The sequence below is a fragment of the Gardnerella sp. c17Ua_118 genome (assembly GCF_055804255.1).
Map to the genome: position 1 here is coordinate 465,957 of NZ_JANUYT010000001.1, position 13,662 is coordinate 479,618.

The 13,662-nt window shown below is 37.7% G+C and carries 11 protein-coding genes; 10 read left to right on the plus strand and 1 reads right to left on the minus strand.

Translation table 11 applies throughout. The annotated features are described in order from the left end of the window. Positions 1-225: 225 nt before the first annotated feature. A complete protein-coding gene (locus NYP69_RS01980) occupies positions 226-906 on the minus strand; it encodes a LytR C-terminal domain-containing protein (protein WP_004133213.1) in 681 nt (226 codons plus the stop codon). Positions 907-1,039: 133 nt separating this feature from the next. Between NYP69_RS01980 and NYP69_RS01985 the strand changes: the two genes are divergently transcribed. The 10 genes from NYP69_RS01985 (at position 1,040) to NYP69_RS02030 (ending at position 13,431) form a co-directional block, all read left to right on the plus strand. Further along, positions 1,040-1,741: a uracil-DNA glycosylase gene (locus NYP69_RS01985; RefSeq protein WP_101896584.1), complete on the plus strand. Its 702-nt coding sequence runs from the start codon at positions 1,040-1,042 to the stop codon at positions 1,739-1,741. Between the two features lie 109 nt (positions 1,742-1,850). Then, positions 1,851-2,987: an AAA family ATPase gene (locus NYP69_RS01990; protein ID WP_180946727.1), complete on the plus strand. Its 1,137-nt coding sequence runs from the start codon at positions 1,851-1,853 to the stop codon at positions 2,985-2,987. Further along, positions 2,984-4,000 (plus strand): DUF58 domain-containing protein, encoded by a 1,017-nt coding sequence (locus NYP69_RS01995; protein WP_102705053.1) that lies wholly within the window; start codon positions 2,984-2,986, stop codon positions 3,998-4,000. Before NYP69_RS01990 ends, NYP69_RS01995 begins: the two co-directional genes overlap by 4 nt. Before the next feature lie 18 nt (positions 4,001-4,018). Continuing rightward, positions 4,019-4,567, plus strand: a complete 549-nt coding sequence (locus NYP69_RS02000) for a hypothetical protein (RefSeq protein WP_102705052.1) — start codon at positions 4,019-4,021, stop codon at positions 4,565-4,567. Positions 4,568-4,644: 77 nt separating this feature from the next. Continuing rightward, on the plus strand, positions 4,645-5,784 hold the full coding sequence (locus NYP69_RS02005; protein WP_415695207.1) for a vWA domain-containing protein: 1,140 nt from the start codon (positions 4,645-4,647) through the stop codon (positions 5,782-5,784). Next, on the plus strand, positions 5,781-6,818 hold the full coding sequence (locus NYP69_RS02010; RefSeq protein WP_473410518.1) for a vWA domain-containing protein: 1,038 nt from the start codon (positions 5,781-5,783) through the stop codon (positions 6,816-6,818). The genes NYP69_RS02005 and NYP69_RS02010 overlap by 4 nt, the downstream gene beginning before the upstream one ends. Next, complete coding sequence (locus tag NYP69_RS02015) at positions 6,785-7,438, plus strand: DUF6466 family protein (protein WP_018639164.1); 654 nt, start codon at positions 6,785-6,787, stop codon at positions 7,436-7,438. The genes NYP69_RS02010 and NYP69_RS02015 overlap by 34 nt, the downstream gene beginning before the upstream one ends. Before the next feature lie 384 nt (positions 7,439-7,822). Continuing rightward, entirely contained in the window at positions 7,823-9,430 is a 1,608-nt protein-coding gene (locus NYP69_RS02020; RefSeq protein ID WP_473410519.1) for a PGAP1-like alpha/beta domain-containing protein, read from the plus strand. 64 nt (positions 9,431-9,494) lie between these two features. Next, a complete protein-coding gene (gene purB, locus NYP69_RS02025) occupies positions 9,495-10,937 on the plus strand; it encodes an adenylosuccinate lyase (RefSeq protein WP_473410520.1) in 1,443 nt (480 codons plus the stop codon). Positions 10,938-10,995: 58 nt separating this feature from the next. After that, positions 10,996-13,431, plus strand: coding sequence for a lysylphosphatidylglycerol synthase transmembrane domain-containing protein (locus NYP69_RS02030; protein ID WP_004133224.1), 2,436 nt, complete (start codon positions 10,996-10,998; stop codon positions 13,429-13,431). The last annotated feature ends 231 nt before the right edge of the window (positions 13,432-13,662 follow it).

Genomic DNA, 13,662 nt, shown 5'->3' on the forward strand with positions numbered 1-13,662 from the left:
CTGAGTGCTAAATGAAGATTAGCACTCTACATGCCCGAGTGCCAACTATAATCAAAAATCTATAGAAAAAATCTATAGTATAAAATCAAAAATAGCCAATCAAAAAGCCACTTATTGTAGTTTTTCAATTGACTATTTAAGTATTTATTTATTAATCAAATTTATTACATCACTTGTTGCGTCACTTATTTAATGCACTCGCACATATGCAATCTAATTGCACATTTACTTGCACAAAACAACAACAATAGTGGTTGCTATTTGATTTGCAGGCTCAACATTGCTAATTCCAAGCGTCTTAGCAATATCTTCAGCAGCAGATCGATTCTCGTCTCCCTTATACCAAACAACGGAATCAGCAGGAACGTTTCCAGAAGGATTTGCAGCTTCTACGCTTGCATAGCCTGCTTGCTTAAGCTTTGCTGCTTCTTGAGCCGCATGACCCTGAATCTTTGTTGCGTTAACAACTCTTACTGGAACAGTCTTGTTAATAGGTTGTTCAGAAGAATTTGAGTCGCTTGCATTATTGTCTTTAGAATCCTTAGAGCTATTATCATTTTTATCTGTTTTGTTTGACTTATCTTCTTTTACTGGATCTCTATCTTCGTCTGAATCGTCATTAGCATTATCAGACTTGCTCTTGTGCTCATCAATCTTACCGCTCTTAACGTTAGAAGACTTAGCAGTTGTTGACTGATTTGCACTCCAAGGCAAACGAATATTGTTGATTTCTCCAGACATAATAGCCCACGCAAAAACGCCTAAAATAACAGCTACAGCTATGACTACTACATATGGGAGCAATACAGCATACCAAGCGCGATTTCCGCGATGAACACCAACAGGGCCTTCTGGTGGATTATCAAAAGCATCTGGCGTAAACGACACGTTCTGCTTATGCGCCATAATTGCATCCCTTCTAAAAACTATCTAAACAATATGAATCCATATTAGCGAATGCCGCGCACAAAGCGTAAAAAATTTATTTATTTTTATATTTGATTTTGGATTTATCGCCCTTGTTTTAGAGTTGATAATCATGAATATTAAGAATAGAAAATCTTTGCACGAACTAATAGACCCAGATTGGGCAAATGCTCTTGAGCCAGTTGAACCGCAAATCCACAAAATGGGAGACTTCTTGCGCGAAGAGATGGCATGCGGAAGGCGATTTTTGCCAGAAAGTCATAATATTCTTAGAGCTTTTACTATTCCATTTAATCAAATAAAAGTTCTTATTGTTGGCCAAGACCCATACCCTACTCCAGGCCACCCCGTTGGTCTTAGTTTTTGTGTAGATGCTCGTGTTAAACCGTTGCCTAAAAGTCTGACTAATATTTACAAAGAATTAGTTAGCGACTTAAACGTTCTAATGCCTAAAAATGGCGATTTAACACCTTGGACTAAGCAAGGCGTAATGCTTTTGAACAGATGCCTTAGCGTAGAAGCTGGAAAAGCTAATAGTCATCAAGGAAAAGGCTGGGAACAAATCACAGATGCTGCAATAACAGCATTAAATAATCGTAAAGATGCTAATGGCAAACCACTTCCACTTGTGGCTATTCTTTGGGGCAGAAACGCTCAAAGCCTAGCACCTCTTCTTACAAATGCAATAATTATTCAATCCCCTCATCCAAGCCCACTTTCTGCTTCAAGAGGATTTTTTGGATCAAAGCCATTTTCTAGAGCAAATCAAGCATTAATATCTCTAGGCGCAACACCAATTGACTGGAGTTTATAGAAATCTAAAGCACATAGCAAGCTGGAGTTTATAGAAAAACGAGTAAAGACTTGCCAAAAATAGAAACTAAAAACATCTAAGGTAGCGCATATCGGTTAAAATAAAACGCATGGCATTATTCCCTCCACAACCAAATAGTCAAAATAATAGCGAAAATACTGGTGTTTTCTCTCTTCCACCTCAACCGCGCATACCTGCTTCTAATGGTGTTGCTTCTAGCACAATAGACGAAGTAAATCAGCCAATATCTGCAGGCGTGTCTAACGAAAGCATTAAAAAAGCACAGCAAATAGCTGCCATTCTTCGCTCCAGATTCACGCAAACGCTTGTAGGCCAAGATTCACTTAGAGAATCACTTATTTTGACGCTTATTGCTGGGGGCCACATTCTTATTGAATCAGTTCCAGGACTTGCAAAAACAACTGCTGCGCAGACTCTTGCAACAGCTATGTCTGGAAGTTTTAAGCGAATTCAATGCACTCCTGATTTAATGCCAGCAGACTTAGTTGGAACACAAGTTTTTGACTTTGCTTCTCAAAGATTTACCACACAAATCGGCCCTATTCACGCAAACGTGATTCTTTTAGACGAAATCAATCGTTCTAACGCAAAAACACAATCCGCTATGCTAGAAGCAATGGCCGAAGGCGCAACAACAATAGGCGGGGAACGCATTAATCTGCCTCAGCCTTTTATGGTTATTGCTACGCAAAATCCTATTGAAGAAGAAGGCACATTTAATCTTCCAGAAGCTCAAATGGATCGTTTTATGCTTAAAGCAGTTATGACTTATCCTTCGCCTAGCGAAGAAGTAAGTATGCTAGAGCTTCTAACAAACAGAGGAAGTGACGTTTTTAATCCTCAAACGCTTAATAGTCAAAAAATAAGTTTGCAAGATGTTACTTTTTTGCGCGCAGCTGCTAAGCGAGTGCATGTTTCGGAAGCTGTTATGAACTATGCTGTAGATATTGTTGCAACTTCTAGAGGCCAAGGAAGTCATCCTCTTAAAACTATTTCTTCGCTAGTTAGAATGGGAGCAAGCCCTAGAGCTTCTATTGCTTTGATCCGCATTGGTCAAGCTCAAGCTTTGCTTTCTGGAAGAGATTACGTTATTCCAGAAGATGTTAAAAAGTTTGCTCACGAAGTTCTTAGACACAGAATTCTTTTGACTTTTGAAGCTTTAGCGGATTCGATTACTAGCGATCAAGTTATTGATGCAATAGTGAAGACGGTTCCTGCACCATGATTTTTGCAAAACTGCTTAACGCTTATTCTCATCCAACTTTTTTTGCTAATAATGCTAAAAGAAGTTTGCTATGCTCCGATTCGTCTAAAAAAGTTAGAAGAAAAATCGAAGTGTTGGACAATCGCCTAAATTTACCACTTGCAAAAAAATCTTTAAGCATTTTCGAAGGAGAACATCCTTCTAGTCAAAAATTTGGCAATGGCGACTTAGTAGACGTTCACGCGTGGCAGCCTGGAGACGAAGCCAGAATGATTAATTGGAAAGCCAGCGCAAGAGTTGGCGAGCCGATGGTTTCTTCCAGGCAGCGCGAATCTTCTTCTAAAACTTGGATTCTTGTGGATTCTAGCGTAAATATGAATGCTTCTTGCGCATCTAAAAGCAATGAGTACTTATATGAGACTGCTTCTAACACAGCATGCTTTTTTGCGTCTTTAAGCTTAAAACGCAACGATTCGCTTAATTGCGCTTTATTTGATGGAGATAATATTTTAAGAATCCCATCTTGCAGGAATCTTCCTGATTTTGAACGTAGCTTAGATATTTCACTATGCAATGCACGCAAAAAGACTAGAAACACAAATGCAATTATTGATTTTGCTAATTCGATTACGCAAAAACATAGTTTAATCGTAATAATTACGGACGAATACGCTATTTTGCAAAAACATTTTAATGATTTACAAAAAATCGCAAGTTTACATTCTTTAATAGTTGTAACAATAAATCCTGTAAACCCATTTAGCGCGTCTAAAAATATTCCAATAGTTGATGGAACAACTATGCGCAAAATACCAGCGTTTTTAATAGATGATTCATGCGCTAAAGAGGTAAAAGCACATAGAGCATTTGTAAACAACGCTTTGCACGATTGCTTAAACACTTATAAGGCTTGCCTTATACGAGGATCTTCCAGCAGCCAAATATTCCATTCTTTAGCTAAATTTATTTGCAACGCAACTTTGCAAAATAGCGTTTTTAATGTTAAGAAGAATCAAGATTTACTCTTAGAGTAGTTTGGGTTGGTGTAATCAGTGAGTATTCTTAATGTTCAAAAGGTTCTAAACGACGAAACAATGCTACTTGCTTTTATTGGTTTAAGCATAATAGTGGCACTTTTAGCAAGCGCAATGCTCTACTTTGCTATATGCAAAATCAATCCTAAAGTTAATGCTAAAAAAGATGTAAAAAATGCTGCTCATATTCTAAATGCAAATAAGCAAGAATGGCGTAAAAAAATCGAGCAAGTTGTAGCTGAATACAACCAAAACAAAATTAAAAAAGATCAAGCTTTTGCAAAATTAGCTCAAATTGCAAGACAATACGTTTCAATAATCAGTGGCGAAAACATTAAATCACATACCCTTTCAGACATAAGTTCGTTTAGAAACTCTTGGAAGAACACGCATGGAGCAGACTTATTGCGTCAAACGATTGCAGCACTATACCCTCCTGAATTTGCAGATACTAAATATAATAATCAAGCTAAAAATACGGATGTTGATCAAGGCGCAAGATGGGTTCTTATTCTTCTTGAAAGTTGGAAAACAAAGGAAAATAAGCCAAAGGAGAATAAAAAATGACATTCTCCACTTTAAGCACATGCACTTTTGCAATACATAATTTTGCAATGCATAATTTGGCAATACCTAATTTAGAAATGAGCAAAATATTTGCTTCAACACTATTTTCAATGCGATTAAAATGGCCGCTAATCTTTGTTTTTGGCGTTTTAATAAGCGTAATCGTTGCAATATCAGCGTTTGCAATAAGTGAGATTAAAAAACGTAATTCTAAAAACTACAAAATTAAATCTTCCAAAATACTAGAAACAAGCTTTTTAACGTCTTTTTCTTTAGACGAAGACCTTAAAGGAAGCATATGCTCAAGAAGATGGCGATTATGGAATATTTTGCGAAGAATATGCGCGTTAATGCTTTCTCTTGCTCTTTTATGCACGCTAATTCTAAGCTCTAGGCCTTCTAGAGTTTTAGACGCAAACGAGCAATCGAGTTCTAGAGATATTGTGCTTTGTTTAGACGTTTCTGGCTCCACTCTTCCCTACGATTTAGAAGTTATTAACGCTTACTTAAAATTTGTTGAGCATTTTCAAGGCGAGCGCATTGGCTTGAGTATTTTTAACTCAACGTCTAGAACTGTTTTTCCACTAACAGACGATTATTCGCTTGTTAAAAAGCAATTGCAATACGCTTCTAAACTCTTGGATGGAGTTCAAACTCAAGACAAAATCGACAATATGCAACAAAAGCAGTATCAGCAAATTTCTACATGGCTTGATGGAACTCAAAATCGAAAAGAAGCAACGTCTTTAATCGGAGATGGTCTTGTTAGTTGTGCTGCAATGATTCCTGGAGTTGTTTACGGCTCTTCTAACAATTCTAAAAAGCCTCATAATCGCCTTAATCGTAGTGCTTCTATTGTTTTAGCAACAGACAATGTTGTTTCTGGAAAGCCGTCTTATTCGCTTAAAGCAGCTTTGGATTTAACAAAACAAGCGAATATTCAAGTTGACGGATTGTATTCTGGGTCTGCTCAAAGCGAAAACGAGGCAACCACTAGGCAAATGCGTGATCTAATTACTCAAAACGGAGGCATTTTCTTAACGCAACATAACGCTGATTCTGTAATGGCTTTGGTTCGTAAAATCGAGCAACAGCATACAAGTGTTCCAAATGATTCATCTCAATCAGCTTTAAGCGATGACCCTAGTATTGCAACAATTTTGGCGGTTATTTTTGTGTCTCTTTGGCTTATTTTTGCAAGAAGGATAAAACGATGAGAATATATTTTAGTTGGATTTCGTTAATCTTAATTGCAATTCTTGCTGTTTTAGCACTATTCGAGATTTTCCCTCTAAAACGCAACTCTTATAGCACAGATGAAACTGTTTATATGCGTGTTCGCAGAGTTTTAATATGCGTTTTGCTTGCGATTTGCGCATTATGCCCATGCATTATGAAAAGCACTTTTCAACGCTCTCTTAACGCTACAAACGTAATATTTGTTTTAGATGTTACTGGTTCTATGAACGTTAATGATTCTAAAGACTTAAACAACAATCTCACTACTAGGTTTAACAGCGCAAAGCAAATAATAAAGCAAGTAACGAATAATTACGCAAACGCAAGCTTTAGCGCAATCAGATTTGGAGCATCTTCTAGTGTTGACGTTCCTCTAACTCCAGACGCAAATGCCATTGAAAATTGGGTTAACACTATTAACACAGAGCCTATTGGAGTTTCAAATGGAACGAGCTTAGACGCGCCTTTAGATAAAACTCTTCTTGCCACTAAAGCGATTCACGACGCTCATCCGCAAGATGTTACTGTTTTGTATTTGATTAGCGATGGCGAAGAAACCACTAGCAGAAAGCGCAGAACATTCTCATCTTTGCGCGGCTACATAAAGCATGCTTACGTAATTGGTGTTGGCTCTAAAAATGGCGGAAAAATACCAAATAAAAGCACTAAGTTAGATAATTTAGACGATATTAATGTAACTGATTCTTCTATAAAACAGTCTGAAAAATGGGTTATTGACCCTTCTACAAAAAAGCCTGGAATATCTAAAATGGATTCAAAAAATCTTAAGAATATTGCAGACGAGCTTAGCGGAAAATATATTGATTCTAGTAAAGACCATTCTATTGGCATAGAAGCAAAGCAAATTCTTTCTAAGCAATGGAGACAAAACAACACTGTTAAACCAAGGCTTAGGCCTGAGCCAATCGTTTGGCCGTTTGCTATTCTTGCAAGTGTATTAATTCTTTGGGAATTGGCATGCTGGATTACAAAGTCGAGGAAGCTTATATGATTAGCAAAATCACACCTAAGTCGTTCCTAAGATTTTCTATTATTGCAATATCTTCTATTGTTATATTTCTATGCATGGTCTCAATCTATTTAATTGCAACTAATCTTAAAGCAGAATCAACGTATAATGCTGCTACAAAAAGTCTTATAAACAACATAAAAGCATCGAAGAAGGTTGATGCAGATAAAGAAACGTTGGTTGTTTCTCAAAAGCAAGTTGATGACCAATTTAACGAAGCAAAATCGCCTTACACAATTTTAATGCCACACTTATTAAAGAGCATTAATCATAACGCAATAATATCTAAAGAGCTTACTAAAAGCTTGCAAAACCAGCTTAACCAAGATAAAAAAGATACGGATTCTAATGCGCAAACAAGCCAAAATAATCGCAAAAATATGCTTAACAAAGCGCAAGAAAAATCTAATAAATCAAGCTTAAGCAATTCTCAAAAAAGTAAGATTCAAGACTTGCTAAAGCAAAATAATCAAAGCGATTCTAGCCAAAATTCGCAAAATCAATCAGATCAAAATAGCGATGATTCCACTAAAGACGAATCAAACAAGAATGAAAAAACTAAGTCTTCTAAAAAAGAAGATTCCAGTAATAAGCCTTGGTAGATTGCGATAAAAATAAAATCAAAATAAAAAATAAATCAAAAACACAAAAGCCTTATATTTCAAGGCTTATAGCCTTTAACCACATTGCAAGAATTTTCGTGACTATTTGAAAAACATTGTGTGTAATGTTTGTATGCACATATTTAACAACTACCAATGGCTGTTAGAAAGAACAGAACAATGCTCTAACAGCGTGCTTAGCGAAGCACACTCCAACACTCTTAAAGACTGGCACGGAAGAGCCGCAAACGCGTTTAACGAAGAGATGGCTAAAACTGCTAGACAAGCATGCCAAATAAGCTGCGTTAACACTAGTTTTGTTGACTGTGATTTTTTTAACGCTAATTCTACTTTTAGATCGATGCTTAACTATGGAGGTAAATAATGCCTTGGAGAGTAAAATCCACAATAACTGGCGGCGAACCTCTTAGCGTTGCTGATTCTAACGCGTATAGAACAAAAGCTGCACGACTTAGCGAACTATCAAACGATTTTCATTCGCTAAGTGCTTGTTGGATGCAAACCGCAATGCAAATCGAAAGCCAAAAAGCAGCTCTTGTACAAAACCAAAACAACTGTTTTAACAAAGATTTTTACCAATCTACTTTGCAAAACTTGCCTGATTCTAACGAATGCAGAATAAAGTCAAGCCAATGCGAATCAATGTCTAACAATCTTAGTGAATTAGCAACTCTAATAGTCAGAGCAAATAACTTATATTCTCAAGCAGAATACAAAAATAGAGAAACCTTAGATAACCTTGTTTCGATTGGAACTACCATCTTCCCTATTACTGCAGTACCATTCTTTGCAAGCGTAGGATTCAGCGCGATTTTAGACATGACTCAGAAAAGTGGCATGAAAAACTTTTCTAAGTGGAGCCACGCAACATCTCCTATTCAGCAAGGATTTATTAGAGGCTTTTCTAAACATTTTCTAATAAACCCCGTAACTGGAATCCCTATCCGTCTTTTTTCTAGCATTCAAGAAAAGAACGATGTAAAACATTCAAAAGCACCAGTTTCTACTTTTGCAAGCGCATTAAGCATGTTTAGCTCAAAAATCAACGATGCGAACCAAGGGAACAATCTTAAAGTAACAAAATTAGTTTTGCCTAAAAACGCTCAATCTAAAATATTTCTCTATAAAGGAAATAATATTGGTCAAGCGCTTGAAAATCTTAACAACCTTTCTAGTGGCAATCTTTCTGTGCACCCGCCAAAAACGAATCCAGATGCTGCAACAATCGCAATTCAACGTTTTAGGCAAAAAGACGGTAGCACGTCTTGGCTTGTTACAATACCTGGAACAGACGGTAAGCCAAAGTCTCCTTTTGGATGGCCTCAAAATGCAGAGGTTATGAGTAGTTCTAGAAGCGTAAGAATGAACGCAGACAGCACAAGAATGGTTGTAGAAGCAATGAAGAAAAGCGGCATTAAACCAAACGATAGCGTTGTTCTTCTTGGACATTCTCAAGGCGGAATTGTAGCTGCAGGAATTGCTAGCGACTATTCAAAACAATACAACATAAAACACGTTGTAACTGCTGGGTCTCCAATAGCAAATCACGCAATTCCAAGCAAAACTTGGGTTACGAGCATAGAAATGGAAGATGAACTTGTTCCAACATTAGACGGAGCAAGTAATCCGAGCAGAAATAATTGGGTTACGATTCACGCAGTTGCAAGTAAAAGCGTTAATAGAAATAAAAGAAAAAAAGAAGATGAGGAAAATGTCTCTAAACAAAATCGTAATAAGATTGGCAACATAAATCGCAGACCAAAAAATATTTTTGAAAAAGACGGAATATTAGTAAAAAATGTGCCAGAAGAAGGAACACTCACGCACGATTTGAACTATCATCAAGCAGCATATGCGGATGCTCACCAACTTGCGTCTAAAGAAATTAGAACTCAAGAATCGCATTTTAATAAGATATTAAGCGGAAAATTAGAAGAAACAACGTTATGGCAAGGAGTTATGCAGCACTAGCACAAAAGTAAAATAGCAACGCTCAAAAGTTAGTAGTTTCATGCCATGCTGTAACCTTTAAGGTATGAAGCTTACTGATATTTGCCCTGCTATTGCTTTAACTCCTCTAGATGGAAGATACCACAACCAAACCGCAAGCCTTGTAGAATATTTAAGCGAACCAGCATTAAATCGCGAGCGCATGCGTGTAGAAGTTGAATGGATGATTCTTCTAGCAAACGGTTATAAAGGAAACGGTTTTAAGACGATTGTAGATGGCGTAAAGCCTTTAACAGACGAGGAATGCGATTATTTGCGCGCAATCCCAGAAAACTTTGGAGCAGAAGGCATAAAACGCCTTGCTGCTCACGAAGCTGTTACGCATCACGACGTTAAAGCTGTTGAATACTATATTGACGACGAGTTAGACAAAGCAGAGCAAGTATTAGGGCATAAAACCCAGCTTAGCAATCTTAAAACATTGGTTCATTTTGCTTGCACAAGCGAAGATATAAACAATCTTTCTATAGCTCGTTGCGTAAAAAACGCTGTTGAAAACGTGTATATGCCAAATTTGCAAGCTATTGTTGATTACTTGACTCAAAAAGCGCAAGAGTATAGAGATATGCCAATGCTATCGCTCACTCACGGCCAGCCTGCAACTCCTACAACTTTAGGCAAAGAACTTGCTGTGTTTGTTTATAGGCTAAATCGCCAGCTAAAACACCTTAACTCCCAAGAGTATCTTGGAAAGATAAATGGTGCTACCGGAACTTTTGGTGCTCATCTTGCTGCTTTCCCTAATGTTGATTGGCTTAGCGTTTCTAAAGAATTCGTAGAAAACAGAATGGGGCTTTGCTTTAATCCTCTTACAACGCAAATCGAAAGCCACGATTGGCAAGCGGAACTTTATAGCACTGTAAGTCACATTAATCACATTCTTCACAATCTTGCTGTAGACGTGTGGATGTACATTTCTCGCGGCGTTTTTGTGCAAGTTCCTGTTAAAGGTGCTACTGGGTCTTCCACAATGCCTCACAAAGTTAACCCTATTCGATTTGAAAACGCGGAAGCAAATCTAGAGATTTCTTGCGCACTTTTCGACACACTTCGTGCAACGCTTACCGAAAGCCGATGGCAGCGCGATTTAACAGATTCCACTACTCAAAGAAACGTTGGCTCCGCATTTGGCTACGCTCTTCTTGCTTTGAACAATCTTCTTGGCGGCTTAAAGTCGATTCATCCAAACACGCAAATGATGAGCGAAGAGCTTAATAGCAATTGGGAAGTTCTTGGAGAGCCAATCCAAACTGCTATGCGCGCTCAAGAAATTGCTGGCGTAGAAGGAATGGAAAAACCGTACGAGCAAGTTAAAGAGCTTATGCGTGGTCATAGTATTTCTAGACAAGATGTTGAAGATTTTATATCTTCTAGAAACTTCGATGCTCAGACTGCAAATAGGCTAAAAAATCTTACTCCAGAATCTTATACTGGAATTGCATCACGTTTGGTGGATTTTATTCAATAACTATTTTGTTCAATAACTTATTAAACATTAATAACTATTAATAAATAAACGGTGTACTATGCAATCGCAAGTAAAAGATGATTTAGTTATTAACGACGTTGAGCCTAAGCTAGTTCGCAATTGGGCAGACTTGATTTACTCAATCGTATCTGCTGGCGTAGCTACAGCAGTAGTGTTATTTGCAACGTGTTTTTCGGGAACAACAGCAGGCGTAGAGCACGATGCAAAAAATGCTGGGAAGATTATTGAGTGGATTGTAAAAGGACTGCCGTCTTCTCTTTTTCAGCAAGCGCTTACAATCGCAATTGTTGCTGGCGTAATCGTATCAATGATCGATTCGAAAAAATGGATTAATACAGCGCTTTCAACAATAACTTTGCTTTTAACGTATCCGCTTGTATGGTACATTTCCTACATTCTTACAACGCTAAACAATCCTTCGATATTCGCATCTCTTAATTCGATTTCCAATAGTCATGGCACAGAATTATTGCCAGACATGTACGCGGTTTTGGTTGCTTTTCTAACTGTTAGCGGACCTAGAAGAGATAACAAAATCGTAAAACTCTCTTGGCAAGCGCTGCTAATTGCTTCTCCAATATTAATCGTAACTTCTTGGCATTCGCTAGCAGGCGCATTAACATCTTGGTGCATTGGGCGCTCTTTTGGAACACTAATTCGGTTTATTAAGGGAACACAAAGCAAAGGAGCGTGGGGCAAAGATATTGTTGAAGCACTAGAAAACATTGGCATTACGCATCTTGTTCAGCTTAATAGAAGAACACTAACAACCGACCATAGTGGAGTTCTTAAGTCTAGTCTTGACGACGATTTGATTGAAAATTCAAGGCTATACGATGCGATTGATATTCACGGAACAAGATACGTTATATCTGTATTAGATAATCAAGTGCATTTGCCTGGGTATCTAAATCAGCTATGGCAATGGGTTAAGCTAATTGACATTCCAGTTAGACGAGACCGCTCTGCAAGACACTCAATACACCACCATCTTTCTATGCTACTTGCTCTTAGAAACTTGCATCTTGCAACAGCAAACGTGTATGGGGTAACAGATCTAGAAAAATCATCAATAATGGTATTTCATACTAGTAATGTTCTTGTTCCTTGCAATCTAAACACACTTACAGCTAAAGATGCTCAAAGACTTATGCAATATCTTGATATTGCAAACTCTAGAGGTATTACGCACAGAAGAATAGGCCCCGAATCGCTTGCGCGACTAGAAGATGGAACTCCCCTAATTGCAGGTTGGCAAAATGGCGATGTTGCTAGTGATTCAACTAATATTGCTTTAGATAAAGTTCAACTTTTAACAATAATCGCGTCTTGCATTGATGCAAAAACTGCTGTTGAGTCAGCAATAAACGTTTGGGGCGCATATAAGGTTGCGCAAATACTTCCATTTATTCAAAAAGCAGCTGTTCCAGCATCTGCAAGGTCACTTTCTTCTTGCAATAAAAAACTTTTTGAAGATCTTAAAAATGAGATTAGTAAAAAAGTTTGCGCTCTTAACAACGAAGAAGACTACGACACTGTACGCTTAGCGCGCTTTAATATTCGATTCTTTGTTAGCTTAATCCTCATTATTGCTGCAATTTCGGCTATTGCTACTCAATGGCATCCGCAAGAATTTATTTTTGCGCTTAAAAAAGCAGATAGCGTGATGGTCTTTGCTTGCTTTGCGTGCAGCATGCTTGCTTGGGTTGGGTCTTCTATTACACTCGGGTCTTTTATGGATGATTCAAAGCCAAATGCTGGTGTTTTATTTACATCTCAAGCAGCTTCGGGCTTTACTGCCGTGTCTATGCCAGCTGGAGTAGGGCCTGCGTTTGTAAACATGCAACTTATAAAGAAAAATGGTAGTTCAACGTCTCAAGCAACAGCGATTACAAGCGCAGTATGGCTTTTGCAATCGCTAGTAACCGCTCTTGTTATATTTAGCGTTGGAATTTTTACTGGTAAAAACCTTCTATCTGGAATGATTCCTACGCATATGCTTATTACAGTAATAGGAATTGTTACTATAATCCTATGCGCGTTTATGGCGATTACTCCTATTCGCAAATTTATACGCAAAAAATATCTTCCTATTCTTTCCGATTATGGCAAACAGATAAAAGAACTTGTAACTAAACCAAAACAGCTTTTTAACGGCACTTTGGGCGGTTTGATTCTTGTTTTTGCAACAGGACTAGGATATTGGATTGCTCTTTTGGCATTTGGATACTACGCAAACCCTTGGGAAACAGTCCTTCTGTTCTTAGTAGCAAACACTGCTGGATCTGCTGTTCCAACGCCTGGCGGATTGGGAGCTGTTGAAGCATCTTTGACTTTTGCATTCACTTCAGTTGGCGTTCCTCCAACAATCGCATTATCTGCAACTCTTCTTTACCGTCTTATGTTCTATTGGTTACGAATACCAATCGGCGCTTTTGCAATGAAAAGTCTTAGCAATAAGGGATTAATCTAATAACAAATTAGTGTAAATTTAACGAGTTAAAAAAAGAATATATTTAGTTAAAAACCGCATAAATACGCCTATATAAGGCATTTTTGCGGTTTTTATACACTTTATTCACTAAAAAAAGTAAAAAATCGTAAAAAAATCTTAATAAAACGCTGAAAAACCGCGCATTTGTAGGGAAAATGTACTAATATCTATGAATGAAAGTGGTCTTTGGAAGAGAAGGCCCCTAACACA